Origin of the sequence: Sulfitobacter sp. 1A13679 (assembly GCF_043557115.1) — a bacterium.
Taxonomy (GTDB): domain Bacteria; phylum Pseudomonadota; class Alphaproteobacteria; order Rhodobacterales; family Rhodobacteraceae; genus Sulfitobacter; species Sulfitobacter faviae.
The window spans coordinates 69633-84694 of sequence record NZ_JBIFFO010000003.1 but is presented as its reverse complement, the minus strand read 5'-3'; the positions used below and the strand labels follow the sequence as shown (position 1 = coordinate 84694).

Genomic DNA, 15062 nt, shown 5'->3' with positions numbered 1-15062 from the left:
GACGCTAAGCATGGGGCATGTCCGACGATACCCTTTCCCTCCTGCTCAGCGGCCCCTATGACACCGCTGGGCGCGCCCGGCAACTGGCCCGCCGCCTGTCTCCCGGCGATGTCATCCTGCTCAGCGGCGATGTCGGCGCGGGCAAGACCCATTTCGCCCGCGCGCTGATCACCGAATTGCTCGACCACCCCGAGGATATCCCCTCGCCCACCTTCACCTTGGTGCAGACCTATGACACGGCAAGCAGCGCGATCTGGCACGCCGATCTCTACCGGCTGACCTCCACCCATGAGATTGAGGAGCTCGGGCTGATCGACGCCTTTCACGATGCGATCTGTTTGGTGGAATGGCCGGATCGGCTGGGCCCGCTCGCGCCAGCCGATGCCCTAGAGATCAGCCTTAGCCCCGGCACCGAAGAAGATAGCCGCAGGCTGACCGCAGAATGGTCCGGCGGCGATTGGGCCGAGAAGCTGGCGGCGTGGCGCAAATGACCGAACGCGCCGCATTGATCAAAGGTTTTTTGCAAACCGCGGGCTGGGCCGAAGCCTCCCGCAAGCTGCTGGCGGGCGATGCCTCCAACCGGCGGTATGACCGGTTGCGCAAAGCGAATGGAGCGCGGGCCATTCTGATGGACGCCCCACCGGAACGCGGTGAAGACGTGCGACCCTTCCGTCATGTCGCCGCGCATCTGGCAGACTGTGGCCTCAGCGCGCCCGAGATTTATCATGCGGACAATGACAACGGTCTGCTGCTGATCGAAGACCTCGGCGATGACCTCTTTGCGCGGCTCATGGCCGCGGATCCGGCTCGGGAACTCCCCCTCTACCGCGCCGCCGCCGACGTGCTGGTGAAACTGCACGCCGCCCCCCTGCCGGAACTGCCGATTTGCGATGCCGATTGGCTGACGGATATGGCAGCCCCCGCCTTCGACTACTACGCACCCGCGGGTGGACGAGAGGCAAACGCCGCTTTTGCTGAGGCTTTCCACCCCCTCGCCGCTGCGCTGGATGACAGCCCAAAGGTCGTGATCCTGCGCGATTATCATGCCGAGAACCTGCTCTGGCTGCCGCAGCGCGAAGGGGCGGCGCGGGTCGGTTTGCTGGATTTTCAAGACGCGCTGCTCGGCCACCCGGCCTATGATCTCGTCTCGATCCTGCAAGACGCCCGCCGCGATGTGCCCCGGGCGGTGGAGGCGCAGATCATCGACGATTACCTTGCCCAAACCGGACAGGCGGAAACCCCCTTCCGCCGCGCCTATGCGCTACTCGGCGCCCAGCGCAATCTGCGCATCTTGGGGATCTTTGCGCGCCTCTGTCTGCGCGATGGCAAACCGCATTACGTCGATCTGATCCCCCGCGTCTGGCAGCATCTGCAACATAACCTGCGCCATCCCGCGCTTGCCGATGTGGCGGAGGCAATCGCAGGCGTGCTGCCCCCGCCGACCCCCGAATTTCTGGAGCAACTGAAAAGCCAATGCGCGACAATCCCGACGCCATCATGATGTTCGCGGCCGGGTTCGGCACGCGTATGAAACATCTCACCCAGAACCAACCCAAGCCCATGGTGCCGGTCGCGGGCCGCCCCTTGATTGACCATACGCTCGATCTTGCCCGCGGAATATCCCCTGCGCGGATCGTGGCGAACCTCCACTACCTCCCCGACCAGTTGGAGGCACATCTGAAAGCGCAGGATGTGCAAACGGTGATCGAAACGCCCCAGATTCTCGACACCGGCGGCGGGCTGCGCAACGCGTTGCCGCTGTTGGGGACGGGCCCCGTTTTCACCATGAACAGTGACGCGATCTGGGCCGGGGCGAACCCGCTCGAAATGCTCCGCAACGCATGGGATCCGGCGCGGATGGACGCGCTTTTGATGACCGTGCCGTTGGAAAACACACTTGGCCATGGCGGCACGGGCGACTTTACCCGCACCGCGGATGGCCGCCTGCAACGGGGGCCGGGCGAGGTCTATGGCGGGGTGCAGATCATCAAGACCGACCTGTTGGCCGATATCGAAGCCGAGGCATTCTCGCTCAACCTGTTGTGGGACATGATGCTGGCACGCGGGACGCTGTTTGGCCTGCCCTATAGCGGGCGCTGGTGCGACGTGGGGCACCCCGGCGGCATCCGCCTTGCCGAAAGCCTCTTGGCCGGTGCCGATGTTTGAGCCGCAGGACAGCCCCCGGGTCTTTGGCCTTGCCCCCGGTGTCGATTTCCCGCGCGGATTGGTGCGCGGGCTGTGCGACCGGTTGGAGAATGGCCCACCCGAGGCGATGGCCCGTGTCGAGTTACTGGTCAACACCAACCGCATGGCGCGTCGGCTGCGCCATGATTTCGACGCGGGTCCGGCAGGATTTCTGCCGCGCATTCGGCTGATCACCGACCTTGATGCATTGGCCCCCGGCATCGCGCTCCCCGCCCCGACACCGCCGCTGCAACGGCGGCTGGAACTCATTCAACTCGTGTCGCGCCTGCTGGATGCCGCACCCGATCTCGCGCCGCGCGCCTCGCTCTATGCGCTGTCGGACAGTCTGGCGGGGCTGATCGACGAAATGCAGGGCGAAGGGGTCTCGCCCGAGACGGTGGCCGGGCTGGACGTCGGCAACCTCTCTGCCCATTGGGAGCGGGCGCAGCGGTTCCTCGCCATCGCGCATGACTATCTGGGCCAAACCACCACCCGCCCGGATGCCGAGGCACGTCGGCGGCAGCTGGTCGCCCGGATCATCGCCCGCTGGCAGGACGCGCCACCGCAGCACCCGGTGATCCTCGCCGGGTCCACCGGCTCGCGCGGGACCACCGCGCTGTTGATGGAGGCCGTGGCTCGCCTGCCGCAGGGCGCGATCATCCTGCCGGGGTTCGATTTTGAAATGCCGACCGCCGTTTGGAACGAGTTGGATCAGGCGCTTCTGGCCGAGGATCACCCGCAATACCGCTTCCGCAAGCTGATGAATATGCTCGGCGTGGCGCGCGGCGCGGTCGCGCCGTGGTGCGAGATGCCCCCGGTATCCGCCGCCCGTAACAAGCTGGTGTCGCTCTCGCTTCGGCCTGCGCCCGTCACCCATGCTTGGCTGAACGAAGGGCCGAAGCTGGAAAACCTGCAAGGTGCCACCGCCGACATTACCCTGATCGAAGCGCCCACCCCCCGGGTCGAGGCTTTGGCCATCGCGCTGCGCCTGCGCCAAGCTGCCGAGGAAGGCGTGAAGGCCGCCTTGATCACCCCCGACCGGATGCTCACCCGGCAGGTCACCGCAGCGCTCGACCGGTGGGGCATTCTGCCCGACGACAGCGCCGGGATGCCGCTGCAACTCTCCCCGCCGGGGCGGTTCTTACGCCATGTGGCGGCGCTGTTTGTCCGAAAACTGGATGCCGAAGCGCTGCTGACCCTGCTGAAACACCCGCTGACCCACAGCGGCGCGGGGCGGAATTTCCACCAGCTCTATACCCAGCGCTTGGAGGATGAGATCCGCCGCCATGGGCTGCCCTACCCCGACGCCGAAGGCTTGGCCGAGATTGCAGAGCGCGCCGCAAAGCGGATGGAAGACCCCAGCGGTTTCCGCGATTGGGTCGCTTGGCTGGGCGAGGTTTTTCCCGGCCATGACACCCCCGGAGAGCGGCCCCTGCCCGAATGCGTCGCCGCGCATTTGGCGCTGGCCGAAAAGATCGCCGCCGGGCAATCCGCCGATCCCGACCACCTGCTTTGGCAGCAGGGCGCGGGCATCGCGGCCGAGGCGGTGATGGCGAACCTCACGGAACATGCGGCCCACGGCGGGGCGATGAACGCCGCCGATTATGCCGATCTCTTGGGCGCGCTCTTGGCCCAAGAAGAGGTGCGCGAGGCCGATACTCCCCATCCCGATATCATGATCTGGGGCACGATGGAGGCGCGGGTGCAGGGGGCCGAGCTGGTCATCCTTGGCGGTTTGAACGAAGGCACATGGCCCGAAGCACCGCCGCCCGATCCATGGCTCAACCGTCAGATGCGCGAGAAGGCCGGGCTGCTGCTGCCCGAACGGCGTATCGGCCTGTCGGCGCATGACTATCAACAGGCCATCGCCAGCCCCGAGGTTTGGATCACCCGCGCGATCCGCTCGGACGAGGCCGAGATGGTGCCATCACGCTGGCTGAACCGCTTGGGCAACCTGCTGGGCGGCTTGGGCGACACCGGCGGGCCGGAGGCGTGGAAGGCCATGCAGCAGCGCGGCAACCACTGGCTGGATCAGGTGCGCGCCTTGGAAGCGGTGGAGCGCACCGCCCCGGCCACGCGCCCCTCGCCCCGCCCGCCGCGCGCGGCGCGCCCCCGCAAACTGTCGGTGACCGAGATCAAGACGCTGATCCGCGATCCTTACGCGATCTATGCCAAACACAGCCTGAAACTGCGTCCGATCAACCCGCTGGTGCAATCGCCGGATGCGCCGGTGCGCGGCATCGTCCTGCACCGCATCATGGAGGATTTCGTCAAACTGGTGGCCCGCGATCCTGCGCGGTTGACCCGCGACACGCTGATGCAAGTGGCCGCCGAGGTGCTAGAGGAAGAAGCCCCCTGGCCCGCCGCCCGCGCCATGTGGCTGGCCCGTATCGACCGGATCGCGGATTGGTTCATCGCCCGCGAGAGCCAACGCGCCGCATTCTCCAGCCCCGTCGCCTTCGAACAGGGCGCGCGGGGCAGCTACACCTTTGCCGACCTCGGTTTTACACTCAGCGGCTTTGCTGACCGGATCGACCAGACCGATGACGGCGATGTGCTGATCTACGACTACAAAACCGGCACCCCGCCCGGCAAAAAAGAACAGCGGCTTTTCGACAAGCAACTCTTGATCGAAGCGGCGATGGTCGAACGGGGCGGCTTTCCCGAGGTGGGCGTGGCCCATGTGGCCCATGCGGCCTTTATCGGGTTGGGGTCAAAACCCGTCGAAGTCCCCGCCCCGCTGGACGAAGAGAACCCGCAAGAGGTGCTGGCCGGTCTGCACGCGCTGCTCTCACGCTACCTTGATGAGGGGCAGGGCTTTACCGCGCGGCGGATGGTGCAAAGCGATGCCTTTGCCGGGAACTTCGACCAATTGGCGCGGTTCGGGGAGTGGGATGGCACCAGCCCCGCCCGCCCGGAGGATCTGGAATGATGCGTGATTTCAACGATGCCACCCGCGCCCAGATCGAAGCGGCGCGGCCCGATGCCTCCACTTGGCTGACGGCCAACGCAGGCTCTGGCAAGACCCGCGTGCTGACCGACCGCGTGGCGCGGCTGCTGCTCGACGACGTGGAGCCGCAGCACATCCTCTGCTTGACCTATACCAAGGCGGCGGCCTCGGAGATGCAGAACCGCCTGTTCAAACGCTTGGGCGAATGGGCGATGCTGAAAGACGCGGCACTGCGCAGCGCCTTGGCCGATCTTGGCGTTCAGGGCGAATTGACGCCTGAGCAACTGCGCAATGCCCGCACCCTTTTTGCCCGCGCGATCGAGACGCCCGGCGGGCTGAAAATTCAGACCATCCACTCTTTCTGCGCGGCCCTTCTGCGCCGCTTCCCGCTGGAGGCGCAGGTCAGCCCGCAATTCACCGAGATCGAAGACCGCGCCGCTGATCTACTGCGGGCCGAGATCGTCGATGAGATGGCCGAAGGCGAAGACGCCCCGCTGGTTGCCGAGATTGCGCGGCACTACACGGGCGAGGATTTCGCCAGCCTCACCCGCAGCATCGTAGGCCAGCGCGATGCCTTCAGCACGCCCCGCTCTTGGCACGAGATCCTAGCGCTTTTCGCCCAGCCCGAAGACCTGACCGAAGACAAGATCGCGGCCTCGGTCTTCCTTGGCAGCGAAGCGGCGATGATGGCCGAGATCATCCCCCATCTGCTGGCGAAAGGCGGCAATGACGGCAAGGCGGGCGCGGCGCTGCAAGAGATCGACCGCTATGATCTGTCCGCCCTGCCCCAGCTTGAAAACATCCTTTTGACCGGCAGCGGCGCCAAGGCGCCCTTCACCGCCAAGATCGGCAGTTTCCCGACCAAGCCGACGCAAAAGGTCATCGCCGAGCAGATGCCGCAGCTTGAGCAATTGATGCAACGCGTCGAAGATGCCCGCGAAGCGCGGCTGGCGCTAAAGGCGGCGCGCAAATCCTATGTGCTGCACCGTTTCGCGGCCCGCTTTCTTGAACGCTACGCGGATGAGAAACAAAAACGCGGCTGGCTCGACTTTGACGATCTGATCCTCAAAGCCCGCGCATTGCTGACCGACAAGGCCGTGGCCGCTTGGGTGCTGTTCCGCATCGACGGCGGCATCGACCATATCCTTGTCGACGAGGCGCAGGACACCTCGCCCCGGCAATGGGACGTGATCGAACGGCTGACGGATGAATTTTACTCCGGCGCCGGGGCGCGTAACGAGGTGGATCGCACCCTCTTCGTCGTGGGCGATAAGAAGCAATCGATCTACTCTTTCCAAGGCGCGGACCCCGAAGAGCTGGACCGCAAAGGCACGACATTCGAACAAAAGATCGGTGAGGCCGGGCAGTTTTTCCAGCGCCGCAGCCTCGCCTATTCCTTCCGCTCCTCTTCGGCGATTTTGCAAGCGGTCGATGGGGTTTTCGACCCCGCGATCCAGACCGGCTTTACCAATGACGGCCATATGGCCTTCAAAGATCGCCTGCCCGGCCGCGTCGATCTTTGGCCCTTCATCGAAAAGGCAGGCCCTGACGAAGAAGGCGATTGGACCGATCCCGTCGACCGACGCAGCGCGCGGCATCACACGGTGCAACTGGCCGAACGCATCGCGCGCCGCATCAAGGAGTTGACGACCGAGGAGCATTACCTCCCCGATGACAGCAAGGGCGGGTTAGCGCGGCGGCGCATCCAACCGGGGGATTTTCTAATCCTCGTGCAGCGCCGCTCGGCCCTCTTTTCCGAGATCATCCGCGCTTGCAAGGCGGCGGAATTGCCCATCGCCGGGGCCGACAGGCTCAAGGTTGGGGCCGAACTGGCGGTGCGCGATCTGGCGGCGATCCTGTCGTTCCTTGCAACGCCGGACGACGATCTATCGCTAGCCACCGCGCTGAAATCGCCACTTTTCGGCTGGTCGGAACAAGAGCTTTTCACCCTCGCCCATTACCGTAAGGAGGATCACCTCTGGCAAGCGCTGCGCAACCAGACCGAGGCCCACGCCGCCACCCTCGCCGTGCTGCGCGACCTGCGCGGGCAGGTCGATTACCTACGCCCCTACGATCTGGTCGAACGCATCCTCACCCGCCACGATGGGCGCCGCAAACTGCTGGCACGGTTGGGGCCAGAGGCCGAGGATGGGATCAACGCGATGCTGAGCCAAGCGCTGTCTTACGAGCGCGGCACGGTGCCCAGCCTGACCGGGTTCTTGCAATGGATGCAGACCGATGATCTGGAAATCAAACGCCAGATCGACAGCGCGTCGAACCAGATCCGGGTGATGACGGTGCACGGGGCCAAGGGTCTGGAAGCGCCAATCGTGATCCTGCCCGACACCGGGCGGCGCGATGTGACGATCAAGGATGAGATCATCACCGTTGACGGCACCCCCGTCTGGAAAGCCCCGGCGGATGACATGCCCCAGCCCATGCGCGTCCGGCTGGACGAGATGAAAGAGGCCGCGCTGCAAGAGCGACTTCGCCTGTTCTATGTCGCCATGACGCGGGCCGAAAAATGGCTGATCGTGGCAGCGGCGGGGGAATTGTCGAAAGATGAATCCTCTTGGTATCAAATCACCGCAGCCGCTCTGGCCCGGCTCCGGGCCGAGCCTTTGGGCGACGATGGCACGCTGCGCTATCAACAGGGCGATTGGGATGCGCTCGACATCATAGAGACGCCAGAGAAAACCGTCACAACGCCCAGGTTAGACCCTGTTTTCGCCCGCCCCGCCCCCTCCCCCAAGGGAGAGGACAAGACCCTGTCGCCCTCGGATCTCGGCGGAGCCAAGGCGCTTGCGGGTGAGGCCGGGCTCGATATGGACACTGCGTTGAGCTATGGCACGCTGGTTCATGAGTTGCTGGAACATCTGCCACTGATGGGCGCGGATGCCCGGGAAGTCTTTCTAGAGCGGTTGGCCCGCACACACCCCGCCGAGATGATCGCCCGCGCGGAAGATGAGGCGGAAGCGGTGCTGAACACCCCTGCCCTCGCCCCGCTGTTCGCTGAGACAACCCTCGCCGAAGTGCCCGTGACCGGCAGCCTCGGAGACCAGCGCCTGCATGGCACGATCGACCGTTTGGTGATCGCCGAGGATCGCATCCTTGCTGTCGATTTCAAGACCAACCGCGTGGTCCCCGGCACGGCTGAGGCCTGCCCCGACGGGCTGCTGCGCCAGATGGGGGCCTATGCTCATATGCTGCGCCAGATCTACCCGGATCGGCGGATCGAGACGGCCATTCTATGGACCGCGACCCCCGCGCTTATGGTGTTACCCAACGATATCGTGACAAATGCCCTGCGTGCCCTGCCATATCTTGACGCCACTGCCGCGCATTCATAGGTTCAGGCCTCAACCCATTCCTGTCAGGAGAGCATCATGGCAACCGTCGCAGTCACCGACGACACTTTCGACGCCGAAGTCAAAAATTCGGACATTCCGGTTCTGGTCGATTTCTGGGCCGAATGGTGCGGCCCGTGCAAACAGATTGGCCCTTCGCTGGAAGAGCTGTCGGATGAAATGAACGGTCGCGTGAAGATCGTCAAAGTCAACGTCGACGAAAACCCGAACTCGCCCGCCCAAGTCGGCGTGCGCGGTATCCCGGCGCTGTTCATCTTCAAGGACGGTCAGGTCGTGTCCAACCTCGCCGGCGCGCGCCCGAAGGCGGCCCTGCAAAGCTGGATCGAAGAATCCATCTAAGGTTAACGCCTTAGGCATTGAGTTACGAAAACGGGCGTCCTTCGGGGCGCCCTTTTCATTTGGGCAAAGCCTCTGGCCACATCACCGCAAGCGTGCCCCCGCATCACGAACGGCAGCCCTGCCCCACGCGCAACCGGCGCTGCCCTTGTCCTGCCCTGCCACGGGGGCCATATAGAGCGCCAAGCGACAGGAGGCCCCATGGCACAGAACGACGATTTCCCCGGTTGGCACGGGACCACGATCATTGGCGTCAAAAAAGGCGGCGAAGTGGTGATTGCCGGTGACGGACAGGTCAGCCTCGGCCAGACCGTGATCAAAGGCACCGCGCGCAAGGTGCGCAAGCTCAGCCCCGGCGGCTATGACGTGGTGGCGGGGTTCGCGGGCTCCACCGCGGATGCCTTTACCCTGCTGGAACGGCTGGAGGCCAAACTGGAAGCGACACCGGGTCAATTGGCCCGTGCCAGTGTCGAATTGGCCAAGGACTGGCGCACCGATAAATACCTGCAAAAGCTCGAAGCGATGCTGATCGTCACCGACGGGAAAGACCTGCTGGTCATCACCGGCGCGGGCGATGTGCTGGAGCCCGAACATGAGGTCGCCGCCATCGGATCGGGCGGGAACTATGCCCTCGCCGCCGCGCGCGGCATGATGGACAGCAACCGGGACGCCGAAACCATTGCCCGTGATGCCATGGCGATCGCCGCTGACATCTGCGTCTACACCAACGGCAAACTCACCGTGGAGAAAATCACCGCATGACCGACCTGACCCCCCGCGAGATCGTATCCGAACTGGACCGCTATATCATCGGCCAGAACGACGCCAAACGCGCCGTGGCGGTGGCCCTGCGAAACCGCTGGCGCCGCAAGCAATTGAGCGATGACCTGCGCGACGAAGTCTACCCAAAGAACATCCTGATGATCGGCCCCACCGGCGTCGGCAAGACCGAGATCAGCCGCCGCTTGGCGAAGCTCGCCCGCGCGCCCTTCATTAAAATTGAGGCGACGAAATTCACGGAAGTCGGCTATGTTGGCCGCGACGTGGAACAGATCATCCGCGATCTCGTGGACAGCTCTATCGCCATGACCCGCGAGTTCATGCGCGAAGACGTTAAAGCTAAGGCCGAACAAGCCGCTGAGGATCGTGTCATCGACGCCATCGCCGGCACCGATGCCCGCGACGGCACGCGCGAGATGTTCCGCAAGAAGCTCCGCGCAGGCGAACTCGACGACACGATGATCGAGCTTGAGGTCGCCGATACCTCCAGCCCCTTCCCGATGATGGACATTCCCGGCCAGCAAGGCATGGGGATGATGAACCTCGGCGATATTTTCGGCAAAGCCATGGGGGGCCGCACCACCAAAAAACGCATGGCCGTGGCCGATAGCTATGACGTGCTGGTGGGCGAAGAGGCCGACAAGCTGCTCGACGACGAAGCCGTCAACCGCGCCGCCATTGAAGCGGTCGAGCAGAACGGCATCGTTTTCCTTGATGAGATCGACAAGGTCTGCGCCCGTTCTGACGCGCGCGGTGGCGATGTTTCCCGCGAAGGGGTGCAGCGCGACCTGCTGCCGCTGATCGAAGGCACCGTCGTTTCGACGAAATATGGCCCGGTGAAGACCGACCATATCCTCTTCATCGCCTCGGGCGCGTTCCATATCGCCAAGCCTTCGGACCTTTTGCCCGAATTGCAGGGACGTCTGCCGATCCGCGTCGAACTGCGGGCGCTGACCGAGGATGATTTTGTCCGCATCCTGACCGAAACCGACAATGCGCTGACGCGGCAGTACACCGCCCTGATGGGGACCGAGGAACTGACCGTGACCTTCACCGAAGAGGGCATCGCGGCGCTGGCCAAGATCGCGGCAGAGGTCAACACCTCGGTCGAGAATATTGGCGCGCGGCGGCTTTACACGGTGATGGAACGGGTCTTCGAAGAAGTCTCCTTCGACGCGCCTGATCGCTCGGGGCAAGAGATCACCGTCGATGCCGATTTCGTTGAAAAGAACCTTGGCGAACTGACCCGCTCCACCGATCTCAGCCGCTACGTTCTTTAGGGCTTTCCTTTCCTCCATGCCCCGGCGATGAAAGGGGCATGGAATACCTCTCATTTCTGCAGCGCAACTGGCTGTTTCTACTGGCCGGTTTCCTGCTGACCTTCACCTCGTCCTATGGGCAAACCTATTTCATCTCGCTCTTTGCGGGGGCGGTGAAGGGCGACTTTGGCCTAAGCGACGGCCAATGGGGCGGCATCTATACCATCGGCACGACGTTTTCGGCCATCACCATGGTCTGGGCCGGGGTGCTGACGGACCGCTTTCGCGTGCGGGTGCTGGCCCTTGGCGTGATGCTGGCGCTGGCGGGGGCTTGTCTGGCGATGGCAGCGGTGCCGAATTGGATTGCGCTGATCTTTGTCATCTACGCCTTGCGGCTGACCGGGCAGGGGATGATGTCTCAGCTTGGGCAGGTCGCCATGGTGCGCTGGTTCGAAGCCTCACGCGGCAAAGCGCTTTCCCTATCCTCGATGGGTTTCGCCGCTGGTCAGGCATTTTTGCCGGTGATCTTCGTGGCGCTTTTCGCCAGCTTTCACTGGCGCAGCCTTTGGGTGCTGGCCGCCGTGCTGGTGTTGCTGACGATCCCCGTGATCCTGATGCTGCTGCGGCAAGAGCGCACTCCGCAAAGCATGGCGGATCAGGCACAGCGCGCGGGCATGAAAGGGCGACATTGGACCCGGGCAGAGATGTTCCGCTCGGGCCTGTTCTGGATGATCATTCCGCTGGCCATCGGCCCCGCCGCATGGGGCACCGCTCTGTTCTTTCAGCAGGTGCATCTGACCCGAGTGAAGGGCTGGGTCTTGGTCGAATTCGTGGCGTTGATGCCGGTCTATACGCTCTCTGCCGTGGCTTCGACCTTCCTCTCGGGATGGGCGATTGACCGCTTTGGCGTCAGCCGCGTGGTGCCGGTGATGATGCTGCCCTTTGCCCTGTCATTCGCAGTGCTGGCCTATGCCGACACGCTCTGGATGGCCGGGATCGGTTTGCTGATTTTCGGCATGGGGCAAGGCATGCAATCCACCGCCCCGGCGGCCTTTTGGGCCGAGTATTTCGGCACCCGTCATGTGGGGTCGATTAAAGCGGTCGCCGCCGCGCTGATGGTCTTTGGCTCGGCCATCGGGCCGGGGGTGACGGGGCTGTTTATCGACTTGGGCGTCGATTTCCCGCAGCAAATGTTGCCAATTGCGCTTTACTATCTGCTGGCGGCTGGTTTGGCCGCATGGGCTATTGCGCACTACAAACCGCTGCTGCGCGGCTAGCGGTTGCGCCGTAGGTAAACGTAATAGGCCCCGCCGCCGCCGTGGCTGACATGGGCCTGCGCGATCTGAAGCACGAGGCTGCTAAGCGGGGGCATCGACAGCCATTGCGGAACCTGATGGCGCAACACCCCGTCGCGCACGGGGATCGGGCCACCGTCGTCGCGCCGCTTGCCCTTACCGGTGATCACCAGCACCAACCTTTTACCCCGGGCATGGGCATCCATGATGAAACCATTGAGCGCCGGATGCGCCCGGTCGAGGGTCATGCCATGTAGGTCGATCCGGCCCTCGGGCCGCAGCTTGCCACGTTTGAGCTTTCCGTAAGCCTTGTGGTCCATCTGAACCGGCGCAGCTTTCATCTGTTCGGCCAACGTCGGGCGCAGGTCATTGCTGCGCTTTTTCATGTTGGGCTGCGGCTTGTTGCCCTGCAGGGCGATCTTGGCGCGCCGAACCTGCGGCGGGGCAGGGGCGGGGGCGTCGATCTCGGGCGTGAACAGCTTATTTAACTCCAGCTTCTCGGTCCGCTCGGTCACCCGGCGCCAAAGTTCGAGATCGTCTTCGTTCAAGCGGCGCCGTTTCATATCGCGCTCTCCGGCAGGAAAGCATAGGCGCGTTGGATGGGCATCAAGACCATCATCCGCCCCGGATCACGCAGACGGCCCGCCGCGCGGCCCGCTTTGTCACCGGTGCCAAAGAAAACATCCGCACGCTGCGCGCCCTTAATGGCCGAGCCTGTATCCTGCGCGACCATCAGACGGCGCAGGGGTTTCTTCCCGTCTTTCTCAATCCAGACCGGCGCGCCGAGCGGCACGTGCGACGGGTCCACCGCGATGCTGCGCATGGCGGTGATGGATCGGTTCATCGCCCCCAGCGGCCCCTTGTCGGCGGGCACGCGGCTGACCTCGCGGAAGAATACGTAAGAGGGATTGTGATAGAGCAGTTCCCGGCCATCTTCGGGGTTGCGACGCACCCAGTTCTTGATGACATCGGCGCTGACCTGATGCGCCTCATAGACCCCGCGCCGCACCAATTCGACCCCGACCGAGCGGTAATCATGACCATTCGCGCCGCGATAGCCCACCCGCAGATAGCTGCCATCGGGCAGGCGAATACGGCCAGAACCCTGAATTTGCAGAAAGAAAAGCTCAACCGGGTCATCGACCCAAGCGATCTCAAGCCCGCGGTCGCGCATCACGTCGCCATCTAGGATCTCGCGTCTAGTGAGCCAGGGGCGGATCTGCTCGGCCTCGGGGGGCATGGCGTAGATGGGATATTGAAATCGGGCAGAGGGGTAGAGATCACCATCCAACTCAGGTTCGAAATACCCAGTGAAAAGCGCGTCTTTGCCGTCTTCCATCAGAACGGGGCGAAAGAACAATTCGAAAAACTGCCGCGGGTCGGGGCCATCCTTGGCCAGCTTACAGAGCGCGCGCCAATCGACGTCTTTCATGTCGCCGCAGGTACTGGTGAAAACCTCAAAGGCGGCGGCGTGGTCATCTTCGGCCCAGCCCTCAAGCTGGTCGAAATCCATGACGGTATAATGCACCTCTGCTGCGGACGGCGTGTTCATCGACACACCGCCCAACAGCGCCAGTGCGCCAAGCACACGCGCTACCCGTCTGTGGAAACCAACAGCCAATTCGGATCATCCGAGCCCATGACACGGGCAAAAACCCATGTATCTTTTTGGCGTTTGATTTCTTTGCTGCTGCCCTCGACAACCTCGCCCTCGCGGTTGCGAACCTCCGAGGTCAGCTCGCCGACGAAGCGGATGGTGAGTTCGGCTTCTTTCGTGGTCTCGTCCATCTTGGCGTCGATCAGTTCCATCTCGCGCACGCCGATGAAAGTCGCCTCGATCGTCAGACCTTGGTCCTCCCGCGCGGCGACGCCGTCAACAAAGCTTTCATAGACGTCATCAGCCAGAAACGGCTGAATTTCGGCCAAATCGCCCCGCTCATAGCCCATGACGATCATCTCATAAGCGCCGCGCGCGCCTTGCAGGAAATCGCTGACACCAAAGGACGGCTCGACCCGCTTCATCTCGGCCAAGGCCTTGCCCGAGGGGCTGTCTTCGGGAACGTGGTCGGTGATATCGAGATCCGGACCACCTTCGATCACTTCGAACGCGGGGCCGCTGCGGGCGGTTGGCGTTTGATCGGTGACCGGGGGCTTTTCAAAACCCTCACGCGTGCCAAGCACGTTTTTCAGCCGCAGGATCAGGAATACGGCGATACCGGCAAGCACCAGAAGCTGTATCAGGGGAGAATTCATCGAAACCTCATTCAGGGGTGGCATGGAAACATGCGAGTTAAGCTCTTATGTAGGTGTTCGACCGGGGCAAGTCCACTCTGCCCCCAGCGAAAGGACTCCGCCGCATGTGGCTATTGATCGCATTTATCGCCGTGCCTCTGATCGAGATCACGCTTTTCATCCAAGTCGGTGGCGCCATCGGCCTTGGCTGGACGCTGGCCGTGGTGGTTTCGACCGCCATTTTGGGCACATGGTTGGTGCGGTCTCAGGGTGCGCTTGCGCTTGGGCAGTTGCGCAGTTCCTTCAATGATCTGCGCGACCCGACCGAGCCTTTGGTGCATGGCGCGATGATCCTGTTTTCCGGCGCGCTGCTGCTGACGCCGGGGTTCTTCACCGATGCTGTTGGCTTTGCCTTTCTGGTGCCGCGCTTTCGCGCCGCCGCCTATCGCGCGATCCGCGACCGGGTGAAGGTCCAAAGCTTTGGCACCCCCGGCGGCATGGGGCCGCGGCCCGGGCCGCAACGCCGCGGCGATCCGCGCGGTGATGTGATCGACGGGGATTTTCACGAAATTCCCGAACAGCCGCGCCAGACCAGGGGCCCCTCGGGCTGGACTAAGGATTGAGCGGCCCGTGCCGACCTGTTAAGTCCGGGTAGATT

Annotated in this window: 13 protein-coding genes; 10 read left to right on the top strand and 3 right to left on the bottom strand. The window is 63.6% G+C overall.

Annotated features, from left to right (window positions below):
- The first annotated feature begins 17 nt into the window (after window positions 1–17).
- The 9 genes from tsaE (at window position 18) to ACGYLA_RS03530 (ending at window position 12154) form a co-directional block, all read left to right on the top strand.
- Window positions 18–491, top strand: a complete 474-nt coding sequence (tsaE, locus tag ACGYLA_RS03570) for a tRNA (adenosine(37)-N6)-threonylcarbamoyltransferase complex ATPase subunit type 1 TsaE (protein ID WP_394430374.1) — start codon at window positions 18–20, stop codon at window positions 489–491.
- Window positions 488–1501, top strand: a complete 1014-nt coding sequence (locus ACGYLA_RS03565; protein ID WP_394430372.1) for an aminoglycoside phosphotransferase family protein — start codon at window positions 488–490, stop codon at window positions 1499–1501. Before tsaE ends, ACGYLA_RS03565 begins: the two co-directional genes overlap by 4 nt.
- On the top strand, window positions 1474–2166 hold the full coding sequence (locus tag ACGYLA_RS03560; protein WP_394430370.1) for a nucleotidyltransferase family protein: 693 nt from the start codon (window positions 1474–1476) through the stop codon (window positions 2164–2166). Before ACGYLA_RS03565 ends, ACGYLA_RS03560 begins: the two co-directional genes overlap by 28 nt.
- Complete coding sequence (gene addB / locus ACGYLA_RS03555; protein ID WP_394430567.1) at window positions 2159–5116, top strand: double-strand break repair protein AddB; 2958 nt, start codon at window positions 2159–2161, stop codon at window positions 5114–5116. The genes ACGYLA_RS03560 and addB overlap by 8 nt, the downstream gene beginning before the upstream one ends.
- On the top strand, window positions 5113–8484 hold the full coding sequence (gene addA / locus ACGYLA_RS03550) for a double-strand break repair helicase AddA (RefSeq protein WP_394430368.1): 3372 nt from the start codon (window positions 5113–5115) through the stop codon (window positions 8482–8484). Before addB ends, addA begins: the two co-directional genes overlap by 4 nt.
- Before the next feature lie 36 nt (window positions 8485–8520).
- A complete protein-coding gene (trxA, locus tag ACGYLA_RS03545; RefSeq protein WP_007118424.1) occupies window positions 8521–8841 on the top strand; it encodes a thioredoxin in 321 nt (106 codons plus the stop codon).
- A gap of 198 nt (window positions 8842–9039) precedes the next feature.
- Window positions 9040–9600, top strand: coding sequence for an ATP-dependent protease subunit HslV (hslV, locus tag ACGYLA_RS03540; RefSeq protein WP_394430365.1), 561 nt, complete (start codon window positions 9040–9042; stop codon window positions 9598–9600).
- The gene (gene hslU / locus ACGYLA_RS03535) at window positions 9597–10898 is read left to right on the top strand and encodes an ATP-dependent protease ATPase subunit HslU (RefSeq protein ID WP_067267727.1); all 1302 of its coding nucleotides are present in this window, start codon (window positions 9597–9599) and stop codon (window positions 10896–10898) included. The genes hslV and hslU overlap by 4 nt, the downstream gene beginning before the upstream one ends.
- 38 nt (window positions 10899–10936) lie before the next feature.
- Window positions 10937–12154, top strand: a complete 1218-nt coding sequence (locus ACGYLA_RS03530) for an MFS transporter (protein ID WP_394430363.1) — start codon at window positions 10937–10939, stop codon at window positions 12152–12154.
- On the opposite strand, the gene ACGYLA_RS03525 is transcribed toward ACGYLA_RS03530, so the two are convergent.
- Genes ACGYLA_RS03525 through ACGYLA_RS03515 form a run of 3 tightly spaced genes read right to left on the bottom strand, consistent with a single transcriptional unit; the run spans window position 12151 to window position 14425 of the window.
- Window positions 12151–12735 carry a Smr/MutS family protein gene (locus tag ACGYLA_RS03525; protein WP_394430361.1) on the bottom strand — a complete coding sequence of 195 codons (585 nt, stop codon included), beginning with the start codon at window positions 12733–12735 and terminating at the stop codon, window positions 12151–12153. The two genes, ACGYLA_RS03530 and ACGYLA_RS03525, sit on opposite strands and share 4 nt — an antisense overlap.
- Complete coding sequence (locus ACGYLA_RS03520) at window positions 12732–13724, bottom strand: murein transglycosylase A (RefSeq protein ID WP_394430565.1); 993 nt, start codon at window positions 13722–13724, stop codon at window positions 12732–12734. Before ACGYLA_RS03520 ends, ACGYLA_RS03525 begins: the two co-directional genes overlap by 4 nt.
- A gap of 41 nt (window positions 13725–13765) precedes the next feature.
- Entirely contained in the window at window positions 13766–14425 is a 660-nt protein-coding gene (locus ACGYLA_RS03515; protein ID WP_394430359.1) for a Tim44/TimA family putative adaptor protein, read from the bottom strand.
- A gap of 104 nt (window positions 14426–14529) precedes the next feature.
- Between ACGYLA_RS03515 and ACGYLA_RS03510 the strand changes: the two genes are divergently transcribed.
- Window positions 14530–15027: an FxsA family protein gene (locus ACGYLA_RS03510; RefSeq protein ID WP_394430357.1), complete on the top strand. Its 498-nt coding sequence runs from the start codon at window positions 14530–14532 to the stop codon at window positions 15025–15027.
- Window positions 15028–15062: the final 35 nt, after the last annotated feature.

Excerpts from the sequence above, each read along its gene's own strand:
- hslU (WP_067267727.1), top strand. The coding sequence starts at position 9,597 with ATGACCGACCTGACCCCCCGCGAGATCGTATCCGAACTGGACCGCTAT.
- trxA (WP_007118424.1), top strand. The coding sequence starts at position 8,521 with ATGGCAACCGTCGCAGTCACCGACGACACTTTCGACGCCGAAGTCAAA.
- ACGYLA_RS03565 (WP_394430372.1), top strand. The coding sequence starts at position 488 with ATGACCGAACGCGCCGCATTGATCAAAGGTTTTTTGCAAACCGCGGGC.
- ACGYLA_RS03530 (WP_394430363.1), top strand. The coding sequence starts at position 10,937 with ATGGAATACCTCTCATTTCTGCAGCGCAACTGGCTGTTTCTACTGGCC.
- ACGYLA_RS03560 (WP_394430370.1), top strand. The coding sequence starts at position 1,474 with ATGCGCGACAATCCCGACGCCATCATGATGTTCGCGGCCGGGTTCGGC.
- tsaE (WP_394430374.1), top strand. The coding sequence starts at position 18 with ATGTCCGACGATACCCTTTCCCTCCTGCTCAGCGGCCCCTATGACACC.
- addA (WP_394430368.1), top strand. The coding sequence starts at position 5,113 with ATGATGCGTGATTTCAACGATGCCACCCGCGCCCAGATCGAAGCGGCG.
- hslV (WP_394430365.1), top strand. The coding sequence starts at position 9,040 with ATGGCACAGAACGACGATTTCCCCGGTTGGCACGGGACCACGATCATT.
- ACGYLA_RS03525 (WP_394430361.1), bottom strand. The coding sequence starts at position 12,735 with ATGAAACGGCGCCGCTTGAACGAAGACGATCTCGAACTTTGGCGCCGG.
- ACGYLA_RS03520 (WP_394430565.1), bottom strand. The coding sequence starts at position 13,724 with ATGAACACGCCGTCCGCAGCAGAGGTGCATTATACCGTCATGGATTTC.
- addB (WP_394430567.1), top strand. The coding sequence starts at position 2,159 with ATGTTTGAGCCGCAGGACAGCCCCCGGGTCTTTGGCCTTGCCCCCGGT.
- ACGYLA_RS03515 (WP_394430359.1), bottom strand. The coding sequence starts at position 14,425 with ATGAATTCTCCCCTGATACAGCTTCTGGTGCTTGCCGGTATCGCCGTA.
- ACGYLA_RS03510 (WP_394430357.1), top strand. The coding sequence starts at position 14,530 with ATGTGGCTATTGATCGCATTTATCGCCGTGCCTCTGATCGAGATCACG.